This is a genomic window from Aquiluna sp. Uisw_065 (assembly GCF_047731275.1).
In the GTDB taxonomy this organism is placed as follows: Bacteria; Actinomycetota; Actinomycetes; order Actinomycetales; family Microbacteriaceae; genus Aquiluna.
In genome coordinates this window covers 117,324-140,568 of sequence record NZ_CP159836.1, presented here as the reverse complement: position 1 = coordinate 140,568, position 23,245 = coordinate 117,324, and the positions used below count along the sequence as shown (strand labels likewise).

The 23,245-nt window shown below is 51.5% G+C and carries 25 protein-coding genes; 13 read left to right on the top strand and 12 right to left on the bottom strand.

The genetic code is table 11. The features are described 5' to 3' along the window. Nucleotides 1-304 precede the first annotated feature (304 nt). Nucleotides 305-1,309, top strand: coding sequence for a fatty acid desaturase family protein (locus ABXT50_RS00685; protein ID WP_415274277.1), 1,005 nt, complete (start codon nt 305-307; stop codon nt 1,307-1,309). A gap of 209 nt (nt 1,310-1,518) precedes the next feature. Here ABXT50_RS00685 and ABXT50_RS00680 read toward each other — a convergent pair whose 3' ends face one another. Both ABXT50_RS00680 and ABXT50_RS00675 read right to left on the bottom strand, forming a co-directional pair. Then, complete coding sequence (locus ABXT50_RS00680) at nt 1,519-1,935, bottom strand: arsenate reductase ArsC (RefSeq protein WP_415274276.1); 417 nt, start codon at nt 1,933-1,935, stop codon at nt 1,519-1,521. Further along, nucleotides 1,928-2,587 carry an aquaporin gene (locus ABXT50_RS00675; protein ID WP_415274275.1) on the bottom strand — a complete coding sequence of 220 codons (660 nt, stop codon included), beginning with the start codon at nt 2,585-2,587 and terminating at the stop codon, nt 1,928-1,930. Before ABXT50_RS00675 ends, ABXT50_RS00680 begins: the two co-directional genes overlap by 8 nt. Nucleotides 2,588-2,730: 143 nt before the next feature. Here ABXT50_RS00675 and ABXT50_RS00670 point away from each other — a divergent pair, with 143 nt between their 5' ends. The 4 genes from ABXT50_RS00670 to ABXT50_RS00655 are packed head-to-tail and all read left to right on the top strand — an operon-like array spanning nt 2,731 to nt 6,048. Continuing rightward, nucleotides 2,731-3,063: an ArsR/SmtB family transcription factor gene (locus tag ABXT50_RS00670; RefSeq protein ID WP_415274274.1), complete on the top strand. Its 333-nt coding sequence runs from the start codon at nt 2,731-2,733 to the stop codon at nt 3,061-3,063. Between the two features lie 34 nt (nt 3,064-3,097). Further along, entirely contained in the window at nt 3,098-3,319 is a 222-nt protein-coding gene (locus ABXT50_RS00665; RefSeq protein WP_415274273.1) for a heavy-metal-associated domain-containing protein, read from the top strand. A gap of 22 nt (nt 3,320-3,341) precedes the next feature. Then, nucleotides 3,342-5,402: a heavy metal translocating P-type ATPase gene (locus ABXT50_RS00660; RefSeq protein ID WP_415274272.1), complete on the top strand. Its 2,061-nt coding sequence runs from the start codon at nt 3,342-3,344 to the stop codon at nt 5,400-5,402. 46 nt (nt 5,403-5,448) lie between these two features. Further along, entirely contained in the window at nt 5,449-6,048 is a 600-nt protein-coding gene (locus ABXT50_RS00655; protein WP_415274271.1) for an RBBP9/YdeN family alpha/beta hydrolase, read from the top strand. On the opposite strand, the gene ABXT50_RS00650 is transcribed toward ABXT50_RS00655, so the two are convergent. Beyond that, nucleotides 6,020-7,231, bottom strand: coding sequence for an MFS transporter (locus tag ABXT50_RS00650; RefSeq protein ID WP_415274270.1), 1,212 nt, complete (start codon nt 7,229-7,231; stop codon nt 6,020-6,022). The genes ABXT50_RS00655 and ABXT50_RS00650 overlap by 29 nt on opposite strands. 115 nt (nt 7,232-7,346) lie before the next feature. On the opposite strand from ABXT50_RS00650, the gene ABXT50_RS00645 reads away from it, so the two are divergent. From ABXT50_RS00645 to ABXT50_RS00630, 4 genes are read left to right on the top strand one after another with little or no spacing between them, the layout of a single operon-like run. Further along, nucleotides 7,347-8,207, top strand: a complete 861-nt coding sequence (locus tag ABXT50_RS00645) for an SDR family NAD(P)-dependent oxidoreductase (RefSeq protein WP_415274269.1) — start codon at nt 7,347-7,349, stop codon at nt 8,205-8,207. Nucleotides 8,208-8,234: 27 nt separating this feature from the next. Then, complete coding sequence (deoC, locus tag ABXT50_RS00640) at nt 8,235-9,206, top strand: deoxyribose-phosphate aldolase (RefSeq protein ID WP_415274268.1); 972 nt, start codon at nt 8,235-8,237, stop codon at nt 9,204-9,206. An 8-nt stretch (nt 9,207-9,214) separates the two neighbouring features. Next, the gene (locus ABXT50_RS00635; RefSeq protein WP_415274267.1) at nt 9,215-10,645 is read left to right on the top strand and encodes an aldehyde dehydrogenase family protein; all 1,431 of its coding nucleotides are present in this window, start codon (nt 9,215-9,217) and stop codon (nt 10,643-10,645) included. Beyond that, nucleotides 10,645-11,496 (top strand): aldehyde dehydrogenase family protein, encoded by an 852-nt coding sequence (locus tag ABXT50_RS00630; protein ID WP_415274266.1) that lies wholly within the window; start codon nt 10,645-10,647, stop codon nt 11,494-11,496. Before ABXT50_RS00635 ends, ABXT50_RS00630 begins: the two co-directional genes overlap by 1 nt. Before the next feature lie 11 nt (nt 11,497-11,507). Here ABXT50_RS00630 and ABXT50_RS00625 read toward each other — a convergent pair whose 3' ends face one another. Further along, the gene (locus ABXT50_RS00625) at nt 11,508-12,401 is read right to left on the bottom strand and encodes a carbohydrate kinase family protein (RefSeq protein WP_415274265.1); all 894 of its coding nucleotides are present in this window, start codon (nt 12,399-12,401) and stop codon (nt 11,508-11,510) included. Continuing rightward, on the bottom strand, nt 12,385-13,290 hold the full coding sequence (locus ABXT50_RS00620) for a pseudouridine-5'-phosphate glycosidase (RefSeq protein ID WP_415274264.1): 906 nt from the start codon (nt 13,288-13,290) through the stop codon (nt 12,385-12,387). Before ABXT50_RS00620 ends, ABXT50_RS00625 begins: the two co-directional genes overlap by 17 nt. Before the next feature lie 72 nt (nt 13,291-13,362). Here ABXT50_RS00620 and ABXT50_RS00615 point away from each other — a divergent pair, with 72 nt between their 5' ends. The 4 genes from ABXT50_RS00615 (at nt 13,363) to ABXT50_RS00600 (ending at nt 16,950) form a co-directional block, all read left to right on the top strand. Continuing rightward, nucleotides 13,363-13,827 carry a hypothetical protein gene (locus tag ABXT50_RS00615; RefSeq protein ID WP_415274263.1) on the top strand — a complete coding sequence of 155 codons (465 nt, stop codon included), beginning with the start codon at nt 13,363-13,365 and terminating at the stop codon, nt 13,825-13,827. A 190-nt stretch (nt 13,828-14,017) separates the two neighbouring features. After that, nucleotides 14,018-14,806, top strand: a complete 789-nt coding sequence (locus ABXT50_RS00610) for a bacteriorhodopsin-like (RefSeq protein ID WP_415274262.1) — start codon at nt 14,018-14,020, stop codon at nt 14,804-14,806. A gap of 220 nt (nt 14,807-15,026) precedes the next feature. Further along, the gene (locus tag ABXT50_RS00605) at nt 15,027-15,767 is read left to right on the top strand and encodes a nitroreductase (protein WP_415274261.1); all 741 of its coding nucleotides are present in this window, start codon (nt 15,027-15,029) and stop codon (nt 15,765-15,767) included. Continuing rightward, nucleotides 15,760-16,950, top strand: a complete 1,191-nt coding sequence (locus tag ABXT50_RS00600; protein WP_415274260.1) for a cytochrome P450 — start codon at nt 15,760-15,762, stop codon at nt 16,948-16,950. Before ABXT50_RS00605 ends, ABXT50_RS00600 begins: the two co-directional genes overlap by 8 nt. A 23-nt stretch (nt 16,951-16,973) precedes the next feature. Here the strand turns inward: ABXT50_RS00600 and ABXT50_RS00595 are convergent, their stop codons facing one another. From ABXT50_RS00595 to ABXT50_RS00565, 7 genes are all read right to left on the bottom strand, one after another. Further along, entirely contained in the window at nt 16,974-17,906 is a 933-nt protein-coding gene (locus ABXT50_RS00595) for a carbohydrate ABC transporter permease (RefSeq protein ID WP_415274259.1), read from the bottom strand. Beyond that, complete coding sequence (locus ABXT50_RS00590) at nt 17,903-18,835, bottom strand: carbohydrate ABC transporter permease (RefSeq protein WP_415274258.1); 933 nt, start codon at nt 18,833-18,835, stop codon at nt 17,903-17,905. Before ABXT50_RS00590 ends, ABXT50_RS00595 begins: the two co-directional genes overlap by 4 nt. A 23-nt stretch (nt 18,836-18,858) precedes the next feature. After that, complete coding sequence (locus tag ABXT50_RS00585) at nt 18,859-20,157, bottom strand: ABC transporter substrate-binding protein (RefSeq protein ID WP_415274257.1); 1,299 nt, start codon at nt 20,155-20,157, stop codon at nt 18,859-18,861. Nucleotides 20,158-20,315: 158 nt separating this feature from the next. Next, the gene (locus ABXT50_RS00580; RefSeq protein ID WP_415274256.1) at nt 20,316-21,350 is read right to left on the bottom strand and encodes an LLM class flavin-dependent oxidoreductase; all 1,035 of its coding nucleotides are present in this window, start codon (nt 21,348-21,350) and stop codon (nt 20,316-20,318) included. Nucleotides 21,351-21,387: 37 nt separating this feature from the next. Then, on the bottom strand, nt 21,388-22,560 hold the full coding sequence (rlmN, locus tag ABXT50_RS00575; RefSeq protein ID WP_415274255.1) for a 23S rRNA (adenine(2503)-C(2))-methyltransferase RlmN: 1,173 nt from the start codon (nt 22,558-22,560) through the stop codon (nt 21,388-21,390). A 92-nt stretch (nt 22,561-22,652) separates the two neighbouring features. Next, a complete protein-coding gene (locus ABXT50_RS00570; RefSeq protein WP_415274254.1) occupies nt 22,653-22,973 on the bottom strand; it encodes a hypothetical protein in 321 nt (106 codons plus the stop codon). 130 nt (nt 22,974-23,103) lie between these two features. Continuing rightward, on the bottom strand, nt 23,104-23,223 hold the full coding sequence (locus ABXT50_RS00565; RefSeq protein ID WP_415274253.1) for a type II toxin-antitoxin system Phd/YefM family antitoxin: 120 nt from the start codon (nt 23,221-23,223) through the stop codon (nt 23,104-23,106). Nucleotides 23,224-23,245 lie beyond the last annotated feature (22 nt).

Genomic DNA, 23,245 nt, shown 5'->3' with positions numbered 1-23,245 from the left:
TGTCAATGAGAAGTTTTTGACTCTACTGACATCAGCTTGCGCTAAACCCAGTCGGGGAGAACCGGCTTGAGCGCCCAGGTCTTAGCTGCGTCACGGATACTATGTGAAACCCTGACTTCCTCCAGCTAAAACACAGGAAGACGCTCTAGCTTTAGGATATCGAGGCGGTGTGAGCGTCTTGTATCCTGAGAAGCCCCGATACCTGAGACGAGTCTCCATGTCACCAACACTTGACCGAAGCAGCGACAGTCCTTCTCGAATTGATCCCGCCGCGCACCCTTACACCTCAGACTTTGCTGGATTGATGAAGAGCATTAAGTCCGCCGGTTTATTACGTAGGCGCCATGGCTACTACGGCGTGCTTGCGTCGATACTCACTGTCGTTCTCGGCATGACCGTCACCGGCATGATTTTCTTGGGATCCTCGTGGTGGAGCGTTGCTCTTGCGCCACCACTGGCAATCGTGCTCACTCAATTTGCTTTTCTTGCTCACGAATTGGCCCACAAGGCGGTGTTTGCTAGCGGCAGCTCGAATGACATCTGGGGGCGGATTATTGCGAACCTGGTGGTGGGTATTAGTTACTCCTGGTGGATGAACAAACACTCTAGACACCACGGCAACCCGAACACAGTGGGCAAAGACCCTGACATTGAGTCCGATGTCGTCGTGTTCCGAGAAGACATTGCCCCTACCACCACCGGTTTGCAGCGCGCAATCGTGAAACGGCAAGGGTGGCTCTTTTTCCCTCTATTGACCCTGGAGGGGCTCAACCTCCACATCCAGGGCTTCAAGAGCGCCTTCTCCAGAAAAAAGATTGAGGCTCGCGGTTCCGAGATCACGATGCTGCTTTCCCGCCACATCATTCTGTTTGGGCTGGTCTATTGGTTTATGCCTTGGGGGGTAGCAAGCGTTTTCATTGTCACCCAATTAGCTGTCTTTGGTGTCTACATGGGCGCCTCTTTTGCCCCTAATCACAAAGGCATGCCCATCATTGGGCGAGACGTCAAAGTCGACTTCCTGCGCCGTCAAGTGCTGACCAGTCGGAACATCACCGGGGGTACTGCTATGGATCTTGCCATGGGCGGACTCAACTACCAGATTGAGCACCACTTGTTCCCCAATATGCCTCGCCCCGCCCTAGCCAAGGCGGCAAAAATGGTCAAGGCCTACTGCCTGGAGCGCTCAATCACTTATACGGAGACATCCTTAGTTCGCTCTTACGGCATCGTCGTGAGCTACCTCAACCGCGTGGGTCTCCAAGCCCGCGATCCTTTTGATTGCCCCATAGCTCAGGGAGCCGGGCGCTAAATCACATAGCGACGCGACCAGAACGCCTGTTTCCAGGTCGAGATCGATCGCTTCGGTGATGGTCCTACAGACTGCCGGACAAGTTGGCCATGGCATCGAGTTTTGCGCTCCATTTTCTCGTCCCTTTGTTTCTTATCCTTGTCAGTTAGAAACCTGGATCAGGAGCGGCGAGTATTCGCTAAGTCGCTCGGAAAGCGCCCTCGGTTACTTCAGCGAGTCAGTTTCTTGTCTATTTCAGCAATCAAGCTTTCAACTAGTCCGCGGATCTCATCGCGTATGGGGCGCACAGTGTCGACTCCCTGACCGGCTGGGTCCGTAAGCACCCAGTCCAAGTAGGTTTTGCCTGGATAAAACGGGCAAGCGTCGCCGCAACCCATAGTTATCACGTAATCGCTCGCCTTGACGTCTTCATCGGTCAAAACCTTCGGGGTGTTGCTGGAGATATCGATACCCTCCTCGAGCATCGCCTCGACAACCGCAGGGTTGACCTTGTCAGCCGGCATTGTTCCTGACGACCTGACTTCAACTCGGTCACCCGCCATATGGGAAAGGTAGCCAGCTGCCATCTGGCTACGACCGGCGTTGTGAACACAAACAAACATCACCGATGAAATTGGCTTAGACATTTTGCTCCTTCTTGGTGGATAGAAAATAGAACAAGGTCAGCGCGACTCCCGCGCCAATTAGTTGCCCAATTACAAAACCGGGCACCGACGCGAAGTTGATTCCGGTAACAGCATCAGTAAAGGCTCGACCAAATGTCACGGCCGGGTTTGCAAAAGAGGTAGAGGAAGTGAATAAGTGGCCAGCGGCAACCCAGGCTCCGATACTGGGAGCGATCAAGGACAGCTTTTCTTGATCAACCAACAACAACACAATTAGCAGTAGCCCAGCTGTGGCAACAATCTCACCAACGAAAGTCTGAGTAGTTAGTCGCTGGACAGTGCCTGCCGCTACTGCATAGACACCAAACATTAGGTTTGCGACCACTGCGCCCAGGAACGCTCCCAATAGCTGCATAGCAACGTAGACAAAACCGGTCTTGAGGTCAATTTGCCTCCTGATCCCGAAAGCAATGGTTACCACCGGGTTGAAGTGAGCTCCGCTGATGGATTGGAACATGCTGATTGCAACAAACAAAACAAGTCCCACTGCTCCGGCAATTGCCGCTAGCCCAACCGTCTCGTCGGCCCCCAGCAAAAAGACCATGTGACCGGCGCCTGCCACGGTCAAGACAATAAGGAATGTCCCTAGCAACTCGGCCAGGTACTTACTCATTTTTGCGGCTGTACTTTGCGATTTAGTGATGGTTTTGTTCGACTTTCTGAACTAGAGTTGGGATTGGTTTATAGATGGTTGTCTATTTATAGCAGACATTCGGGAATTTATAGACGTGTATCGATGTATAGGGTGAATAGAAGATGAATAAAAATTTACTTACGCTCGCAGATTGCGCGCCATCCAGCACCGCGGAGCCCATGGCAAGAGCCAAGGCTGAGGACATCTCTGCGCTGCTGAAGGCGGTTGCCGACCCAACCAGACTTCAGATCTTGGCCCTGATCGCCAAAGCTGATCTCCAGGAAAGCTGCGCTTGCGACCTAACGGGTCCGCTGGGACTTAGCCAGCCAACAATTAGTCACCACCTCAAGAAACTTGCAGAAGTTGAGTTAGTTGAAAAACAGCGTCGAGGCACTTGGATTTGGTATTCGTTGAATAAAACACGCTGGAGCCAGATAGCACAGCTGTTCGCATGAGCATCCATATCAGCAACTAATAATAAGGAGAGCAATGTCAAAAACTGAAATAACAATTACCGGAATGACTTGCGGACACTGCGAGATGAGTGTCACTAATGCAATCGCCACCCTCGAAGGGGTTGAGAGCGTAAAGGTCGATCACTCGAGCGGCACCGCAGTGGTTACCTCGAGCGATATTACCGATGAGCAGTTCACAGAAGCCGTTGAAGAAGCCGGTTACCAGGCAGTGGGATTCGCAAAAATCGATGCCTGATACCAATTTGGTAGGTGTTGAATTGCTCGATATTGAAATCGAGGGCATGACCTGCACCGCCTGCGCCAGGAGGGTTGAGAAGAATCTAAATAAGCTGGATGGAGTCAGTGCATACGTAGATTTTGCCACCGAAAAAGCTCACCTCCAGCTAATCAACCCGCTGGATCCTTCCGTGATTGCCGACGCAGTTGAAAGCGCCGGCTACCGGGTTGGCACTGGAAAGTCTGAACTCAAAACCCTGAAGCCTCGTCTTATTGCCGGTGGAGTCGCATCGCTGGTAGCGGTGCTTCTGGCCATGGTTCCCGGTTTCCAATTCCAACACAGTAATTACATAGTTTGGGCTGCTGCCACCGTTGTGATTTTTTATGTGGCCTGGCCATTCCACACAGCGGCTATAAAAAACCTTCGCCACTTTGATGCGACCATGGATACGCTTGTTTCGCTTGGCACTAGCGTCGCCTACGGCTACAGCGTTTATCTGATTCTCGCCGGCCACACTCACACCTACTTTGAAACCGCTGCGGTTGTGCCATCGGTTGTATTACTCGGCCGATACATAGAGGTAAGGGCAAGAAAAAGCGCCACTGACTCAGTTCGAGCACTGCTGAGCGCCATTCCTGAAACAGCAACCGTGGAAATCGACGGTAAGCGCGAAAATGTCGCGACTAGCTCTTTGCGCAAGCAAATGATTGTTTTGGTTTCAGCCGGTGAGGCGATTCCAGCCGACGGAAAACTGCTCTCAGCATTCGCGTCAATCGACACTTCTACGCTCACCGGAGAGTCACTGCCAAAGGACTTGCAAACCGGCGAGCTAGTAACGGCTGGAACCACAAACTTGCAGGGTGAAATAAAAATTGAAGTAATGGCGGTCTCCTCCTCTTCAAGGCTTGCGAAGATCGCAGACCTAGTTCGAGAAGCAACTGCACAGAAATCCAAACTTGCATCCCTAACCGATTCGATCTCAAAGATATTTGTGCCGCTGGTGATTCTCATCGCCATTGCCACCTACTTGATATGGTTCTTCCTCGGAGAACAGGACATCGCCATCAAGGCGGCCATCTCTGTAATAGTGATTGCCTGCCCATGTGCTCTGGGGATTGCCGTGCCGATGAGCCTGGTGGTTGCCACCGGCATCGGCACCAAAAAAGCCGTGGTTGTAAGAACCCCCGACTCACTTCGCTTGCTTGCAAAGACCAAGCATGTCTTCTTGGACAAGACCGGCACACTTACCGACGGAAAGCTTGCCATCATCAAAGCCACCGGATTGTCAGGTGTCAGCGCCGAGGCAATGTTAGAAAAAGCTTCGGCGGTCGCAGTGACCAGCAAGCATCCAGTTTCTAAAGCGATAGCCGAAACCCCACACGATCTTGTCGCAACCGATGTCATCGAAGTCGCTGGAAACGGACTCACGGGACAAGTTGATTCCGTGATGGTCTCGGTTGAAAAACCCGGAAGCTATCAAAACCAAGCCGAGCTGGATGAAGCTCTTGAACATGCCGGTCCAAACACTCTTGTTGTTGTGGCCTGGGACAATGTTGCCCGCGGACTCATCGAACTCTCCGATAAGCCAAGGCCAACCTCCAAGCAAGCAATGGATGAGCTAAAAGCCGCTGGCTTTAGCCCCTACCTAGTCTCCGGGGACAACCCGGAGCGAGTTCGCGAAGTTGCAGAACAACTGGGCATAACTGACTTCAAAGGACACGTCTCCCCGGAGGGCAAGCTGGAATTGCTGTCGGCCTATCGCGAGCCAGTTGCAATGGTTGGCGACGGCATCAACGACGTGGCGGCACTTGCCAAGGCTGACGTTGGCATCGCAATGGGCTCCGGAGCCCACGCGGCACAGGCCGCAAGCGCCATCACTATTTTGGATGATGACCCGCGCGCCATTGCTTTTGCTCTCAAGCTCGGAAAGCGGACCTACCGAAACATTTTGCAGAATTTAGGTTGGGCTTTTGGCTACAACATAGTTCTGATTCCGGTTGCGGCCCTAGGGCTACTGAATCCAATGCTCGCTGGCGTAGCAATGGCATTCTCATCCGTTTCGGTGGTTGCTAATTCGTTGCGGCTCAAGGCCGGAAACTAGACGATTAGATCAGGTTCTCTTTCGGGTTTTGTGGAAAGATGCATTTGTGAAGAAAGTTCTGATCCACCACGGCTGGACCAACATACGGCCCTCTGGTCACTGGGCAAGGCTCGCTGCAGCGGAGCTAAGAAATAATGGAAATCAAGTTTGGTACCCGCAGTTCCCAGACCCTGACACCCCCAGTACTGACACGTGGCAGGAGCTGTTGCGCCAAGAAGCCAACATGATGGATGAGGTTCAAGGCGGCGAAAAAATAGCTATTTGTCATTCACTTGGGACTACCAATTGGCTAATCGCTGCAAAAAATAATCTATTTGATACGCCCTTTGATCGAGTGCTGCTTGTAGCACCGCCGGACCCAAACAAACTTTCTGAGACCGATGAGATAAAAGGCTCGCCTCTTGACTTGGATGACCCAGAACTAACTGCGAGCGCTCATAAGTGGGCAAAGAGCTTGACTGTGATAGCAAGTGATGATGACCAGTGGCTTCCCAGAGGTGTCGGCATCTACGCACCTGCACTCAATCTAGAGCCGCTAATTTTTCCAGGGGCAGGACACTTTTCATTTGATCAGGGCTGGGGCCACTGGGCCGGTCTGTCCAAATGGGTGGAGAGTGCTAACCCTCAAGACTTGATGCAGCGCTAGCATCTAGCGCAGCCTTATTTCTGACCCTGTGAATCGCACCTAGCCAGACAAGCAGTCCCATAGCCAAGACGCCCATGGCGAAGGTGAGACCGATTGCCGATTGCACGTTTGCCAACACCAAGAGTGTCAGCAACGAGGGCGAAAGTGCCGACACCATTTTGCTCAGCATCATGATGTAGCCCTGACGTTGACCGAAGCCCTCGGTCCCAAAAAACAAAAGCGGCAGCGAACCCCTAATGAACGGATTCAATCCAACTCCGATGCCATGCAGAATCACAAACGGAATTAGGGCGTTCACTCCGAAGATCCAGATCAAGACAACCCCAATTGGGTGAGCAGCAATCGACAGCGCGGCCACGCGCATCGGCGTCATGATTTTTCCAGGAACCAAAATCAGCACCCTTGCCAGCACTTGAGAAGGCCCAAGGATTGTCGCCGCAAGCAGCGCAACTTCGGAGCTGGCGCCCAATTCCCCGAGCAAAAACGGAAGGGTGGTGTTCACCGAAGAAACAATGAAGCCCTCGAGAGCGAACATCACGGCAAAAAGCACGAGCAGTACGTCAAACCGGAATCGGTTTTTTATTATCTTCCGAATCGGACCGGTGGTTGTTGGAACCTCTTTAGGTTCAGTCCTTGGGATGCCGAGGTTGAGCGGGAGTGCAATGACTAGGTGCATGAGGGCCCAGAAAAATACTGCCTGCTGCCAGCCAATTGTTTGCTCAAGATAGCTGGTAAGTGGCCAAGAAATTGTGGAGGAAAAGCCGGCAAACACCGTGATGCCCGCTATTACTCGATTTGATTTATTGCCAAAGAAAGAAACTGCAGTTGCGAAGGCCGAGTCGTAATTTCCCATCGACCCGCCAATGCCAATTAGCAACCAGGCCAAGATAAGCATGACTTGATTCGTGCTCACCGATAGCAGGCTCAGTCCTGCAAAAAAAGCAATGCTTCCGAAGGGCAAAACGGCCCTGCCCCCAAGACGATCAATCGCTCGTCCAACCTGGGGTCCTAGGAAGCCAGAGACCAGCAGTGACAGAGTGAAAGCCCAAAAGAAATCCTGGGTCGAAATGCCAAGTGAGGCCGAAATTGGAACAGCCAATATCGCCGGCAAGTAGAAAGAAGATCCCCAGGTAATAATCTGCCCCACACCGAGACGAACGGTAATCGATGAACCCTTGGTCAACTAACACCTCAAATTGGACAGAACCTCAAGCCTATTGCTGCGGTGAAGTTTCAAGGCATAATAATGAAAGCTCAGAGTGACGAGCAAAACTAATCGAGAGGCAGCCTGCAAATAAATGCCAGCCAAAAATAAAACAGCACTGATAACAGGCGCAAGCAGCGGACTCGGGTTGGAGGCCGCCAAGGAGCTTGCCGCCCTGGGGTTCAATGTCATAATGACTGCCCGCGGCAAAGACCGACTCGAAAAAGCAGGCGAGGAGATCGCCAAGCAATACCCCCACTCGAAGATAACTAGCCAAGTTTTAGACGTTGCGAATTTTGATGAGGTTCGCTCGTTCGCCAGTACATTTTCCGACCCGATTGATGTTCTTATGAATAATGCTGGAGTGATGGGCCCGGACTTTAGTTTGTCCGTGGATGGAATCGAGTCTCAGATGGCAATCAATCACTTGGGCCACTTTGTTTTGACTAAGGCACTTTGGAAGCAGTTAGTCAAAGCCGATGAGCCAAGAGTGATCACGCTGTCCAGCACCGTACACAGAAGGGGCAAGCTTCAATCGATGAGCCTCGAGCAACTAAAAGGTTCAGACCAGAAAAGGTACGATCGTTGGCAGCGATATGCCGACACCAAGTTGGCATGCCTCTTGTTCGCGAGGGAGCTTGATCTGAGAACCAAGCAATCAGGGAGCAAGGTCATTTCCATCGCCGCGCATCCAGGATGGGCCATGACCGGACTACAGGATAATTTCCCGAATCGCTTCGATCGTTTTGCACAGAATGCCAAGCAGGGAGCCCGATCACAAATAATGGCGACCGTCGAAGCCCATCTAGTAGGTGGAGAATTTATCGGCCCAGCCCAAGAGCTCTGGGGTGAGCCGAAACTGATAAAGGGCACCAAGCAGTCTCGAGATCTCGGATTGATGAAGCAGCTCTGGGAGCTCAGCGAGGAACTAACTGGAGCCACTTTCGAGCTATAACCGATAGGCTCATTTGGTTATCAAGGAGTGATTTTGCCAACTATTGACCCCGAAGCCGTTGTCGGCTCAAGGATTACCAACCAGAGCCTTAGCCGCTGGCTGCACTCGTTGCCTGGCGTGGACAAGGTTGGACTGGAAGCTCGTACCGCATCCCTTGGAACCAGGTCAATTAAAACCGCCTCTAAGGCTTGGGCGCTAGACATGGCAATCCAGATGATGGACCTGACAACTCTCGAGGGCGCCGACACCAAAGAGCGAGTCCGAAGCCTCTGCCTGAAGGCGATTACTCCAGACCCAACTGATCTAACCACCCCGCAGCCGGCAGCCATTTGTGTCTATGGAGATATGGTCAAACATGCCAAAGAAGCACTTGGCAAAAACAAAATTCACGTGGCTGCAGTAGCAACCGCATTCCCTTCCGGACGCGCAAGCTTGCCGGTCAAAATCGCTGACACCAAGGATGCGGTTAATGCAGGGGCAGATGAAATCGACATGGTGATTGACCGCGGTGCTTTTTTGTCAGGCAACTACCTAGAGGTTTATAAGCAGATTCTCGCCGTGAAGGCAGCCTGCCTGAGAAAAGATGGAACCCGCGCGCACCTAAAGGTGATTCTTGAAACCGGCGAACTGGAAACCTACGACAACATAAGGCGCGCAAGCTATCTTGCAATGCTTGCCGGCCCTGACTTCATTAAGACCTCTACAGGAAAGGTAAGTGTCAACGCGACGCTGCCAATTACGCTCCTGATGCTGCAGGCGGTGAAAGACTGGTTTGACCAGACCAAAATTCAAATCGGGGTGAAGCCTGCCGGTGGAATTAGAACTGCCAAAGATGCTATCAAGTACCTGGTAGTGGTCAAAGAAACCGCTGGCGAAGAATGGCTCACCCCAAAATACTTTCGATTTGGTGCATCTAGCTTGCTAAACGATGTCTTGATGCAGCGACAAAAACTAACAACCGGTCACTACTCCGGTCGTGACTACGTGAGCGTGGACTAGGAGCCAACATGTTTGATTACTCGCCAGCACCAGAATCCAAAGACTTAGTGAAGTTTCAAGCCTCCTACGGCCACTTCATTGGTGGCAAGTTCACCAAGCCTGCAAACACTTTCAGCACCATCAACCCTGCGACCGAGCAGGTTCTGGCTGAGGTATCCCACGGCACAGCAAAAGATGTCGATTCGGCAGTGAAAGCAGCACGTACTGCCTACGAGAAAACCTGGAGCAAGCTAAATGGCGCTACCAGAGGCAAATACCTTTACCGAATCGCAAGGATTATCCAAGAACGCTCTCGCGAACTAGCGGTTGCCGAAACTCTAAATAACGGCAAGCCGATCAAGGAAACCCGCGACGTTGATATCCCATTGGTCGCATCTTGGTTTTTCTACTATGCAGGCTGGGCCGACAAACTTGACTACGCGGGTCTAGGTGCAAACCCAAGGGCCCACGGAGTTGTCTCGCAGATAGTTCCTTGGAACTTCCCGCTGATGATGTTGGCGTGGAAGATTGCTCCGGCACTTGCCGCCGGTAACACCGTTGTTCTAAAGCCTGCCGAAACAACCCCTTTGACAGCGCTGTTGTTTGCAGAAATCTGCCAACAGGCAGAACTGCCAGACGGTGTCGTGAACATAGTCACTGGCTATGGCGACACCGGAGCCATGATGGTCGGTCACCCAGACGTCAACAAGATTGCCTTCACCGGCTCCACTGACGTCGGAAGAATAATTGCCAAGCAAATTGCCGGCACCGATAAGAAGGCAACTTTGGAACTTGGCGGCAAGGCCGCCAACATTGTCTTTGAGGATGCCGCTCTCGACCAAGCAGTCGAAGGCATAGTAAACGGCATCTTTTTTAACCAAGGCCATGTCTGCTGCGCCGGTTCCAGATTGCTGGTTCAAGAGTCAGTTCAAGACGTCGTTATCAAAAAGCTAAAAGCGCGTATGGAGAACATTCGTCTGGGTGACCCAATGGATAAGAACACCGACATCGGCGCAATTAACTCCAAGGAACAACTCACGAAGATTGACCGCTTGGTAAAGCAGGGAGTAAAAGAAGGCGGCGAAGCCTGGGCCCCTTCCTGCGTAATTCCAAAAAATGGCTTCTGGTATGCGCCAACAATCATCACGGGTGTCTCACCTGCCAATACCGTTGTCAGAGAAGAAATCTTCGGGCCGGTGCTATCTGTCATGACCTTTAGGACTCCCGCCGAGGCCGTAGCCAAGGCCAACAACTCTCAGTACGGCCTAAGCGCCGGTGTCTGGAGCGAAAAAGGTTCAAGGATTCTGAAGATGGCCGATCAGCTAAACGCTGGTGTGGTGTGGGCAAACACTTTCAATCAGTTCGACCCAGCCAGCCCATTTGGTGGCTTCAAAGAATCCGGCTACGGCCGCGAGGGCGGCCGTCACGGATTGCTTAGCTATTTGAAGGGATCAAACTAATGCGCTTGGAAGTAAAGAAAACCTACAAACTCTTCATCGGTGGCAAGTTTCCTCGATCTGAATCGGGCCGAGTGTACATAGTGAACAACCACAAGGGCGTGTTCCTGGCAAACGTTGCGAAAGCATCTAGAAAAGACGTGCGTGACTCAGTGGTTGTCGCTCGCTCCGCTCAATCCGGCTGGGCTGGCGCAACACCTTATAATCGTGGACAAATTCTCTACAGAATCGCCGAAATGCTTGAAGGCAGGCGCGAGCAGTTCGTCGCTGAAATTCGCGAGCTCACTGGCCAAAACGAAAAGCAAGCTAACCAAGAAGTAGACAGCGCAATTGACTCCTGGGTATGGCACGCCGGCTGGACCGACAAAATCGATGCGGTTGCAGGCAACATGAACCCGGTTGCTGGGCCGTTCTTTAATATTTCAACCAATCAACCAACTGGAGTTGTCGCGGCATTCGCGCCTCAAGACAGCTCTTTGGTTGGCCTGGTGAACACAATCGCCCCGGCGATAGTTTCCGGTAACTCGATAATTGCCATCTCATCAGAAACGTTGCCGATTTGCGCCGTGACACTTGCTGAGGTGCTGGAAACCTCTGACTTGCCGGGAGGAGTAGTAAACATTCTCACCGGGAATGCAAGTGAACTCGGAAGCTGGCTCGCCTCTCACTTGGATGTCAACGCTATCGACCTAGAAGGCACCTCGAACGCTGCGGAGCTTGAAATGCTGGCTGCTGAAAATCTAAAGCGAGTAATTCGCAAAGGCAGCTACTCAAGAACTGGGGCAACGGGCTCACTTCAGCACATTCTTGACCTGATGGAAACTAAGACCGTCTGGCACCCAAAGGGGCACTAGCAACAAGGTCTTTAGTTGGATTCGGCTAAGCCTGGCTGACCGCCGATTACTTCCATTGCTTCAGCTGCGAACGCGCAGGCCGCTTTTGCAGCCTCTGTCACCTTCACGTCTCCATCCAAAATGGTGCGCATGAACATTGCGGCAAATGCGTCGCCGGCTCCGGTTGGATCGACAACCTTCGCTTCGACTCCAGGAACCAGCTCCGCGGTTGTGGGGTTTCTGACGTACGCCCCATCTTTACCCAGTGTCACAACTACAAGCGGAAACTTTTCATGAAGAGCGTCCGCAACGCGGGCCGGTGAATCCTCGCCCGTCAGCGCCTGCGCCTCTTCAAGATTTGGAAAAATTACATCCGCGCCCTCGATTGCTTCTAGAAAATACTTCGCTCCGTAGTCTCGGATGAAGCTGGCACCTCCGGGGTCGCAGACGGTCACCATGCCGTGGGCCTTTGCCATTGCCATTAGTTTCTGAGTTCCCTCGGTTCCAATGGATAACACTGTGTAACCGGAAATGTACAAGAAGTCTCCGAGCGCCTCAAGAGGCATGACGCCGACTTCAAGGTTCTGATTTGCTCCCCTGTCGGTGAAAAAAGTGCGATTATCGCCATCGATTAGCACTACTATCCGGCCGGTAGAGAGGGATTGATCCTCCTGCAAATGTGCAGTGACATTTTTTAGTTTGAATTCCGCGGCGAACTTTTTGCCGTCACCCTTGCCGACCCGGGCAAACAGATGCGTCTCAATCTGCAAGGTGGCCAGCCACACCGCAAAGTTCGCGGCTGAACCCCCTGAAGTCGCAACAAGTTTTGACTCGTTATCGGTGTTCGATTGAACTTGGCCAATCGGCATCACAACGATATCCTCGATTATGTCGCCAACAACTAGAGCTTTAATTAATCCCTCCAAGTGCTATGGCCTTGGATATCTCCGCAGCTACCAAGATGTTATTCCTAACCAGTGACAAGTTCACTTCAAGTGAGGCTTGATTGGACGCCCCGACTATGAAATCAAGCAGAAAGGGCGTGACATGTTTTCCTCGAACGCCGGCTTTATTCGCAGCGGCGAATGCTTTTTCCAAGACAATGTCGTGATCAGCCTTATTCCAGGCCTGATCATCTGGAACTGGGTTGGCAATCAATAGTGCCGCCAGAGAGCCGAGCTTTTGCTGCTGGAAAACTATCGCTGCCACTTCATCGGCTGAGTTCACACTCCAGTCCAAGGTGTAATCGCTTGTTGGGAGCCAGAAGCTTGGAAAGTTCGTAGTTTTGTAACCAACCACCGGAATACTCAAAGTTTCGAGTCTTTCGAGCGTCGCTGAAATGTCTAGAACAGATTTAACTCCGGCACTGACAACTACCACCGGGCAAGTCGCGAGGGTAGTCAGGTCGGCTGATTCATCAAAGGTCTCATTTGCCCCTTGGTGAACGCCACCGAGCCCGCCGGTTGCAAATACCCTGATACCGGCCTTGGCTGCCAGGAAAGCGGTAGCCGCAACAGTGGTTGCACCGTTGATTCCTTTGGCCGCAATGATGGGAAGATCCCGGACCGAAGACTTGGCTGTGCCCTCACTGGCTATTTGCTCTAGCTCATCTTGACTAAGACCAATTGTGGGAACGCCGTTGATAATGCCGATCGTTGCCGGAACTACTCCGGCATCAATCAGTTGCTGCTCGAACTCTCTAGCAGCGGCGATATTTCTGGGATAGGGAAGACCGTGAGAAATAATCGTAGACTCAAGTGCGACTACGGGACCGTTGGAATTCAGTGCTTCTTGAACCTGTTTGCTAATTTTCATATCATCTCCAGTGCTCAAGGTTATCTGAGGGCGGCGAGGCAGTAGATTATTTTTTTTAGAAAGCGCACAACAATGAAGAGACCGTGGCTAACCACCACCACCGGCCAGCGGTGGTCAATTGTCCTCAGTGTTGTAATTTCCGCGGTCATGGTCATCTCTCTAGTTAGCTACTGGATTCTGCAGGCTGCCCCAAGAATCCAAATCACACAGCTTGATCCGAATCAGATTGACTATTGCCAGCTGAACGATTGCGCTCCCATAGACAAGCTAGCCGGCCTAGAGTTGGTAACCACTCCGGAGCCCTACCTTATAGTGGCTAGCGAGTGGGGAACCAATGTCCAGTTGAGGTTTGTGAACCACGGCCGGCTTGAGGGAACTCGCGAACTAAGGCTTCTGCTCAGGTCCGACAAGGGCAAAATCATCGAGGGCATGACTCAAGAAGTAACCCTTTTACCCAAGGGTCCGGTGCTTGTCGAGTTCTTCTTCACGGGCTTTCCCAAGGAGCTTCAGAGCGGTACCTTGGAGCTGGGCTACTAGTCAAAATTGAAGCAAAATCTCCGTTACCAAAACGTTATACTTTTCAGGAGTTTCACAGACAACAATCTGTTGTAATGACTCTGTGAAGTGCGCATTGATGTGCAGTTTCGATAGACTTAGACATACTGGTCTGTCGAAATTTTGCGTGTCGCGGACTTTTTAATAAAAGAAAATCGAAAGGGAAAATCTAATGAATGAAGTTATGAGCTATGAGGGCTACAACCTCCTTTATAACCTGTTCTCGCTGGGTATCGCGAGCATGTTGTTCACCACCATATTTTTGTTCGTAGCACGTGAGCGCGTATTGCCTCGTTACCGCATGGCCGTAATGGTCTCGGGAACAGTTACTGCAATTGCCGCCTACCACTACTTCAGAATGTTTGACAGCTTCAATGAATCGTTTGGACCTGAAGCAGTTGAGGGAGTCGTCTACAACGTCGGCTACCGCTACATCGACTGGTTCCTAACAGTTCCACTACTACTGGTTGAGACCATTGCTGTTTTGGCTTTGGCTCGCGCAGTTCAGACCAAGATGTTGGTAAAGCTCGTTCCTGCAGCCGCACTAATGATTGGCTTGGGCTACCCAGGAGATGCACAGCTAAACGTTTTCTATGAAGGCGACGCATCACTATGGGGCTTGCTTTCAACCATTCCATTCCTATACATCCTTTACGTACTGTTCGTCGAGCTAGGCAAGAGCCTTGACCGTCAGCCAGCCGGGGTTGTAAAGAAGATCAAGGAACTACGTCTCCTTCTTCTTGCAACCTGGGGTGTTTACCCAATCGCGTTCATCGCTAGCATGAATGCAACCGGATTCGACGAGACGTCATTCGTTCTTCGCGAAGCCGGTTACACCATCGCGGACATCCTTGCTAAGTGCCTATTCGGCCTAATGATCTTCACCATCGCTCGTATCAAGAGCGCTGCTGACGACGCTGAGTTTGAGAAGTCCGAGTACAAAGAAGAAGTTTCAAAGTAGTTAGCACCAAATCAAGAAACGGCGCCAGGAACATTCCTGGCGCCGTTTCTTTTTCTCCAATAAATTTCAGAATCGCATTTCAAGGGAGAAGTGAATGATTAAGAAAAAAATAGACTGGGATCTCATTCAGATCATTGTCCTAGTGACATTGATGCCGCTCATGATTTTAATTGGCGCCTTGGCACCTAGCTTCTTCGCCAACTACAGCTAATGTAAGCGAGTGCGAAAAAACATCGATCCAGCAGACTGGCAACAATTCGTTGCGGGCAGAAGAACCACTCGAGATTTTCTGGAAAAAGCTGTCCCCCAAGAACTCATAGACATCCTGCTAACCGATGCCATGACAGCGCCCTCCTGGTCAAATACCAGGCCTTTTATGGTCGGTATTGCATCCGGTGACCGCAGAGACCGGATTTCAAAAGAGTTTCTAAACCGGTGGCAGGCGGCGTCGGCAGCATTGAAGCCCGGCATCTCGGGCAAGCTCAAGCTTTTTATCACTCGCTATGGACTGCCCAAGTCTGACTACAAGGTTTTTCGCCCCTACCCTAAAGATCTAAAGCCTAGGCAGCAAAAGGTTGGCGCTGACTTGTATGGGTTTATGGACATCAAGCGTGAGGACAGCCAGAAGCGTCAGGAACAATGGGGGCGAAACTATGACTTCTTTGGGGCTCCGGTCTCACTGTTTATATTCACTCACTCAGGCCTTGGCGAGTACTCGGTGTCTGATGCCGGGCTATTCATGCAGAACCTAATGCTTTCGGCTCATGCCCACGGTCTTGGCACTTGTGCTCAAGGGGCCAGCGCACTCTGGGCCGAGCCGGTTAGGAAAGAATTCAAAGTTCCAAAGCACTACAAGTTACTTTGTGGAATCGCCCTTGGCTACCCAAGCGATGACAAAATCAATAAATTCGAGGCTGAACGCCTAGGAATCGACCAAATAAAGCTTGATCCCAATGATTGATCTAACAGCTCCAGATTTCATAGACAACCCATACCCGGCCCTTAAGCTTCTGCGCGAAAAGGGAGCACCGCAGTGGCATGAGCAAACCGGCACCTTTCTCGCAGCCGGATTCAAGGACGCGAGTCAGGTTCTCAGAAACCGTGACCTCGGCCGGATCTTCGAGGAAAACGCACCATCTAGCGAATGGGAAACCTTCAACTGGCTTCACTCCGATTCAATACTTGACTCCGAGCCGCCCAAGCATTCCAGGTTACGCTCCCTAGTGATGAAAGCGTTCAACCCGAAAAAGATTGAGAGCCTTAGGCCCGATGTTGAACGCATCACCAAAGAGTTATTAGATGAAGCAGTAAAAAAACACAACGAGACCGGCCAGTTTGACCTGATTGGCGACTATGCCGAACCGCTTCCAGTGAAGGTAATTGCCTTCCTGCTGGGCTTCCCGGTGGCCGATGAGCACCTGCTTAGGCCCTGGTCCCAGTCGATTGTAAAGATGTATGAGGTAAGCCCGAGCGACACTGACAGAGACGAAGCGAAACTCGCCTCTATCCAGTTTGCCTCCTACGTTCACGAACTAATGCTTGAGCGCAAGAAAAACCCGGGTACAGATCTGATCAGCGAGCTGGCCCAAGTCGAAGAAGAGGGCGAGAAACTGAATGCCCACGAACTTATTGCAACCTGCGTTCTTCTTCTAAACGCCGGACACGAAGCTTCAGTCAACGGCTTCGGCAACGGCATGGTCGCGACCCTGCAAGATGCTGAGCAGCTAGCGATTCTAAACGCCGACCCCTTCGGCCTGGCTGACACGGCCGTTGACGAGTTTCTTAGATTCGATGCGCCGCTTCACTTATTTGAGCGCACCGCAACCAAGGACACCGACATTGGTGGGGTTGAGATTCTAGAAGGCCAGAAAATTGCGGCGCTTCTTGGAAGCGCCAACCGGGATGAGCGCGTTTTCAAAGACCCGGATAAATTAGACCTATCCAGAAACCCGAATCCCCACATTGGCTTTGGTGCGGGAATTCACTTCTGCATCGGTGCGCCACTGGCAAGACTGGAAATGGCGATCTCGCTTCCAAGGCTTATTGAGCGATTTGGCTCGCTCAAACTTGCAGAGACCCCAGTTAGAAGACAGAGTTTCGTACTTCGGGGCTATGAACAGGTGTTAGTTACCAATAGACCTTAGAAACACCTCTAAATGGAGCTGCGTTAGCCTTTGGTGGCCCCGAGAGTCAGGCCCGACACAAACTGCTTTCGAAGCACAAAGAACACGATCATGGTCGGCAGAGCCGCAATCATCGCCCCAGCGGCCAGCAGGTTGTAGTCAGTCACGAATTCGCCAGTCAGTCTTCCAAGTGCCGATGTAATCGGACGCTTGGAGTCAGTGGACATCAAAACCAGTGCCCAGAAGAAATCGTTGTAGATCCAGGTGGTCATCAAGACTCCGAGAGATGCAAGTGGTGGCCTTAGAAGTGGCAGCATGACCCTGAAAAAGTGGGTGAATACCGAAGCGCCATCAACAAGTGCCGACTCAGAAATTTCCTTGGGAATCGTCTTCATGTAAGAACTCAAAACAAAGGTAGCGAACCCCATCTGGAAAGCAACGTGAATCAAAATCACACCCAAGGGCGAGTCATACAAAAACCTTCGGTCTCCAACTAAGTCACCTATTGCCAAGTACATCTTGAACACCGGTATAAATACCAGCTGCGGTGGAAGCAGGTTTCCCGCCGTAAATAGCAGCAATAGAGCAACGTTGGCCCTAAATGAATACCGCGTCACAACAAAAGCCATCAATGAACCCAAGAGCAAAATCAGAAACACAGCCGGCAAAGTAATCAGCGCGGTGTTGAAGAAATAAGTCGGAAGTTCCATTCGGCTAATAGCCGAGGTGTAGTTGTCAAAGTTCAATACCTTGGGGAAGGACAGCACGCCTCCGGCACGAATTTCCTTATATGGCCGAAGCGATGAATAAAAGGTCCAAACGATCGGGAAGAGCCAAGCAATCGCAAAGAAGCCGATGAAGACCGAAATGATTCGATCCTTAACTTTTTGGGCGTCCTTTACTTTCTTTAGCCTTTCCTGTTCCTTGGAAAGCTTCTTTTCCGCCCTGTTCTCTGACCTCCCTTCAATCACACTCACTTCATGTCCTCCTTGAACTGCGCACGGAGGTAAGCGATGATCGGAACGATCGAAAGCAAGAACAAAATTACTGCGTAGGCGGCGCCCTTCATAGAGGCTCCCTCACCCGCGATGTTCTGAAATACCAGCACACCGAGAATCGGCAAGCCGCCGGACGAGCCGTAAATGATGTAAATCAAATCGAATGCGCGAAGCGACTCAATGATTGTGATCACAATCACGATGACGTTCACCGGCTTCATCGTCGGGAACACCACCTTGCGAAAACTTTGCCATTCTGTTGCACCGTCGATGGAAGCAGCTTCTCGCAGAGAGGCATCCACAGCCTTCAGGCCAGCTAAATACAAAAGCATGATGTAACCGATGTGTCGCCACGAGGCCATTGTCAAAATCACCCAAATGTTATAGCGATCATCGCCAAAGAATGAAACGGCCTCACTGATCTCCAGCCCAAGAAGACCGTTTACCAATCCGTCTGGCCGTAGCAAGAAGTTCCAGATCACACCGATGACCGCCAAAGACAAGACAACCGGCAAATAATAAGCAGCTTGGTAAAACTTGCTGCCTCTAATTTCGCGGTCAATTTGGTAGGCAAGCAAAATACCCAGCGGTGTTGCTATCGCGCCAAACCAGATCAGCCAAACGACATTGACCCGGAGCGCGTCCCAGAAAATGGGTGTATTAAAGAAAATGTTTTCGTAGTTGGCTAACCCGGCCCATTGGATATCACCAATGTGGATACCGGTCCAATACGTGAAGGATAGATAGATGGTTGCGGCTGCTGGAAACCAGACCAAGGCAACATGTAAAAAGGTCGGGATCCCAATGAATATCCCAAGGGTGAGGCGATCGCGCTTAGAAAAAGAACGACGACGCTTGGCCTTGGGCGCATTTTTAAGCACGGGGTCAAGCGTCGTCGAGCTTTTCATAATTCAGTTAGTTTAGCTTCGCTTTACAGCGGAGCTAGAGCGTCCCACTGGCTCTGCAATGACTCAAGAATGTCATTCGTGCTAGATGGGTCCTTGAACCAGCTCTGGAATGCAGGACCGATGATTGGGCCGGCAAAGTCGGGGCGGGTGTCGCGGTCTAGGAACTGAGTGATGTACTTAGCCTCGTCCATAACAGCTTGCTGAGCGACCTGGAATGCATCGTAGGATGACTTGTCCTGACCGTTGTTAGCGCTGGTCATTGGGACACCGGTGTCAAGCATGGCCTGAACACCTTCCATGTCGCCGGCGAACTTGATGAAGTCCTTACCAACGCTGGCGTTTCCACCGTTCGCTGCAACACAGAAACCATCCAGTGGAGCATCGACAGTGTCGCGTCCGTGGTCTGCGTTGATCTCTGGGAAAGGAATGATCATTAGGTCGTCATAATCTTCTTGGCTCTGCTCTTTGAAGTTTCCACCGAACCATGAGCCCATCATGAAGAATCCAGATTGCTTCTGCAATAGCAGCTGCATTGCGCCATCCCACTCAAGGTCTAGGACGTTGGTGTTCTGGTAAGGAAGTAGCATCTCCCAGTGACGGAAGACTTCCTTGACGCGGTCATCGGTCCACTTCTCACGGCCGGCAAGTAGGTCGACGTGGAACTGGTAGCCATTGATACGTGCGTTCAAGATGTCAAAGGTGCCCATTGCTTCCCAGCCACCCTTGTCGGCAGCTGCAAGTCCAATTAGGCCCTGGCCCTTGAGCTCCTTTAGAGCTCCCAACATGTCGTCCCAGTTGTAGACGTCAGTTGCGGCCAGGCCGATCTCTTCCATCATTGACTTACGGAAGTGAAGACCCCACGGGTACCAGCTCTGAGGAACGAAGTACTGCTTCCCGTCAAGGCCTGTAGCCGCAATCTTGTAGCTGTCGGAGTACTGGCTTCCGATGTCATCCCAAACGTCTGACACGTCCTCTAGAAGACCCTGCTCCGCGAAGAACTGCATGCGGTAACCGGCCATCCACTGGAAGCAGTCGTCAGGTGTTCCCTGCAAGTACTGCGACAAGTTGTTCTGGAAAGCGTTTGACTCCGTCGCGTTGTAGGCAACTTCGTTGCCTGACTTCGCGGTGTAAGCGGCAACTAGCGCTTCTAGCTGCTGAGTTGGCGACTCGTCAACGGTGCGGGCACCGAATGACATTGGGCCCGATGCTGCAGGCGCACAGCCTGCCAACATGGTGGCACCGGCAATACCTAGACCACCGGCAGCTGCGCCCTTGAGAAGTAAACGACGGTCAACTTCGTGACCGGTAATTTTGTTCAACATTGAACCTCCTAGTAAGAATGTCTGGCTACAGAATAACCACGAAATAGGACCAAATTGAACAGATTTGATAACGAAGTGGTCACAAACGAACATTTCCAATCATTCACGAACATTCCTGAAGAGTTCGCTTGCCCCGAAAATGCCCCGAACCCCTGCAGCTAGGGGTTTGAGAGCATGTCGCGAACCATAGGAACAACTTTGGTTGCGTATAGCTCGATGCTCTTTGTGAGCTTTGAGTGCGATAACGGTCCCATGTCGTACTTCAAGTCAAAGCGGCTTGCACCAACAGAGCTAAGGGCATGAACAATCTTTTTCGCCACTGTCTCTGGCGAGCCGACATACATTGACCCGTGATAAACCTCGGACAAAAAATGCTCCTTTGAAGTCGGACCCCAACCGCGTTCTAGCCCGATCTTCCCAAACGAGGCCTCATAGCCTGGCCAAGCCTCCTCGATGGCCTGGTCATCAGTTTCCGCGACGTGACCGGGTGAATGAACCGAGACTGATAACTCGGGCACGCCCAACTTTGCAAGAGTTTCTTTATATAACCTCGCAAAAGGCTCAAACCTTGCTGGGTCACCACCAATTATGGCAAGCGCCATTGGAATCTTTAGTCTGGCTGCTCGAAGCACCGACTCCGGCGAACCGCCAACACCAACCCTGAGTGGCATTTGGCCGCGCTCGGTCTTTGGGTAAACCTCTTGGTTTGATAACCCGGCTCTCATGGACCCGGACCAGGTGACGGGACCCTCTTTCAGGAGCTCCACCAATAATTCAAGCTTCTGCTCAAAAAGCTCGTTGTAATCGGATAGCTCGTAGCCAAAAAGCGGAAAGCTCTCAATGAATGATCCACGCCCCGCGGTTATCTGAACCCGGCCGTTAGATAGTGCGTCGATTGTGGCAAAGCGCTGGTAAACCCGAACCGGATCTTCGCTTGATAAAACTGTCACTCCGGTGCCAAGGGTTATGTTCTTTGTGGTGGTGGCAAGGCCAGCCAAGATTGTGTCTGGAGCAGTGACTGCAAAATCATCTCGGTGGTGTTCGCCGATGTTGAAGTTATTGAGACCTAGCTCATCAGCGAGCTGACCCTGAGCTAAAACATCGCGAATCACCTGTGCGGCGGAAAGCATATTTCCATTGTCATCAAGAGAGACGTTGCCGAAGGTGTCTAGTCCAAAAGATAATTGAGTCATCAGTTTAGTCTAGGGGGTCTTGACAGTTTTGCAAACCTTAGTCCGTAGCAGCCAGCTGCCCGCAGGCTCCGTCTATTTCCTTGCCGCGAGTATCGCGCAGAGTGGTTGGAATTCCGTTTTTCTCAAGGGTAGAAACAAAGATGTCGGTTTGTTCCGCAGTTGACGCTGTCCATACTGAACCCGGCGTTGGGTTCAGTGGAATTGGGTTCACGTGAACCCAGCCTTTTCCGCGGTCATTCAGCTTTTGAGCGAGTAATTCCGCTCGCCACCCGTGATCGTTCATGTCTTTTATAAGCGCGTACTCGATCGAAACTCTTCTTCCAGTTTTCTCAAAGTAGCTCCTGGCAGCATCGAGTGCTTCATCTACCTTCCACTTTGAGTTCACTGGGATCAAATCATCTCGCAGTTGGTCATCCGGGGCGTGCAGTGAGAGCGCGAAAGTCAAAGGTAGATCTTCATCGGCTAGTTTCTTGATTCCAGGAACTAGGCCAACGGTTGACACCGTTATGTTCCTCGCACTCATGCCCAGACCATTTGGCTGTGGTTCAACCATTGTCCGGATAGCGCTCATTACCCTTGCGTAATTTGCGAGCGGTTCACCCATGCCCATAAAAACAATGTTGTTTACCCGCTCGTCGTCGTGCTTGCGCTTACCCAAGCCGCCCGCTGCAATTAGCTCGTTGGCACGGACAATCTGATCAACAATTTCACCGGCTGACATATTGCGAACCAGTCCCGCCTGCCCGGTCGCGCAGAACGGACAGTTCATGCCACAGCCGGCCTGTGAAGAAACACACAGTGTGATGCGGTTTGTGTAGCGCATGAGAACTGATTCGACCAAGGCTCCGTCAAATAAGCGCCACAAGAATTTAACAGTCTTACCGTCATCGGTCTGCAGTCTCTTGACTTCGGTGAGCATGGTGGGCAGCACTTTTTCAACCAGCTCTTCACGGCCGATTTTTGGAAGATCGGTCATCTTTTCAGGGTCTGAGGTGTAGTGATCAAAGTAATGGGTCGCCAGTTGCTTGGCCCTAAAGGGTTCAATGCCGAGTTCTTTGACTCTGGCTGCTCGTTCGCCTGGTTCGATGTCCGCTAGATGAAGCGGCGGCTTTCCGCGCTTGGGTTCGGCGAACTGCAATAACGGCTTGCCGGATTCATCTTTTTTCTGAGTCCAGCCCTCGGTTCTGGGTGTGACTTGGCGGTTAGACATCTGACTCCTTAGACAGCCCCAAGTCTACGTTGTGGCATCCAATATCCAATCAAAGTTTTGAGCGAGTATCTTTCGATCTGAGTTCACGAGAATCAAGTTATTTGCGGCGGCTGTAGCCATAATTTGTCGGTACATTGGGTCTGGTACCTGACTGGCAAAAAGCTAGGACAGGCGAAGCTTGCTCCTGTGTCAAAATTCAGTGCCATGATGCCCGCTTCGTTCCAGACGCTTGGCAAGTCCGGGTTGAATAGATACTTTCCCAAAGACCTCATAAAGGATAATTCAGCGACTGAAATCGATGAGAAATAGATCTCTCTTCTTTCAATCAGATGAATTAAATTCTTTCCGATGCGCGCTGGAAAATGCTCCAGCCAGACCAAGACTTGAGTGTCAAATAGGTATCTCTTATGCATCCAGCTTGCCATATTCGATTGAATCCAGGAACTCTTGATCCATCAGATCCCACTCCTCATCAATGATCGGAAAAGCCAGACCCTTCAAACTTGAAAAGTCCCTTGGCACCGGGAGCTCTGCTTCGAACTTTCAAAGCCTCATGATGACCTTTTCATCTCTGGCAATCAAAACCTCGTCGCCGGCCTCAACTTGTTGGGCGAGTTTGGAAAAGTTTGTCTTTGCCTCGTGCATGTTCATCTGCTTAACCATAAAACTATCCCTAGGCCGATTA

Excerpts from the sequence above, each read along its gene's own strand:
- ABXT50_RS00685 (WP_415274277.1), top strand. The coding sequence starts at position 305 with ATGAAGAGCATTAAGTCCGCCGGTTTATTACGTAGGCGCCATGGCTAC.
- ABXT50_RS00680 (WP_415274276.1), bottom strand. The coding sequence starts at position 1,935 with ATGTCTAAGCCAATTTCATCGGTGATGTTTGTTTGTGTTCACAACGCC.
- ABXT50_RS00675 (WP_415274275.1), bottom strand. The coding sequence starts at position 2,587 with ATGAGTAAGTACCTGGCCGAGTTGCTAGGGACATTCCTTATTGTCTTG.
- ABXT50_RS00670 (WP_415274274.1), top strand. The coding sequence starts at position 2,731 with ATGAATAAAAATTTACTTACGCTCGCAGATTGCGCGCCATCCAGCACC.
- ABXT50_RS00665 (WP_415274273.1), top strand. The coding sequence starts at position 3,098 with ATGTCAAAAACTGAAATAACAATTACCGGAATGACTTGCGGACACTGC.
- ABXT50_RS00645 (WP_415274269.1), top strand. The coding sequence starts at position 7,347 with ATGCCAGCCAAAAATAAAACAGCACTGATAACAGGCGCAAGCAGCGGA.
- ABXT50_RS00635 (WP_415274267.1), top strand. The coding sequence starts at position 9,215 with ATGTTTGATTACTCGCCAGCACCAGAATCCAAAGACTTAGTGAAGTTT.
- ABXT50_RS00630 (WP_415274266.1), top strand. The coding sequence starts at position 10,645 with ATGCGCTTGGAAGTAAAGAAAACCTACAAACTCTTCATCGGTGGCAAG.
- ABXT50_RS00620 (WP_415274264.1), bottom strand. The coding sequence starts at position 13,290 with ATGAAAATTAGCAAACAGGTTCAAGAAGCACTGAATTCCAACGGTCCC.
- ABXT50_RS00615 (WP_415274263.1), top strand. The coding sequence starts at position 13,363 with ATGAAGAGACCGTGGCTAACCACCACCACCGGCCAGCGGTGGTCAATT.
- ABXT50_RS00610 (WP_415274262.1), top strand. The coding sequence starts at position 14,018 with ATGAATGAAGTTATGAGCTATGAGGGCTACAACCTCCTTTATAACCTG.
- ABXT50_RS00600 (WP_415274260.1), top strand. The coding sequence starts at position 15,760 with ATGATTGATCTAACAGCTCCAGATTTCATAGACAACCCATACCCGGCC.
- ABXT50_RS00590 (WP_415274258.1), bottom strand. The coding sequence starts at position 18,835 with ATGAAAAGCTCGACGACGCTTGACCCCGTGCTTAAAAATGCGCCCAAG.
- ABXT50_RS00585 (WP_415274257.1), bottom strand. The coding sequence starts at position 20,157 with ATGTTGAACAAAATTACCGGTCACGAAGTTGACCGTCGTTTACTTCTC.
- ABXT50_RS00580 (WP_415274256.1), bottom strand. The coding sequence starts at position 21,350 with ATGACTCAATTATCTTTTGGACTAGACACCTTCGGCAACGTCTCTCTT.
- rlmN (WP_415274255.1), bottom strand. The coding sequence starts at position 22,560 with ATGTCTAACCGCCAAGTCACACCCAGAACCGAGGGCTGGACTCAGAAA.
- ABXT50_RS00570 (WP_415274254.1), bottom strand. The coding sequence starts at position 22,973 with ATGCATAAGAGATACCTATTTGACACTCAAGTCTTGGTCTGGCTGGAG.
- ABXT50_RS00565 (WP_415274253.1), bottom strand. The coding sequence starts at position 23,223 with ATGGTTAAGCAGATGAACATGCACGAGGCAAAGACAAACTTTTCCAAA.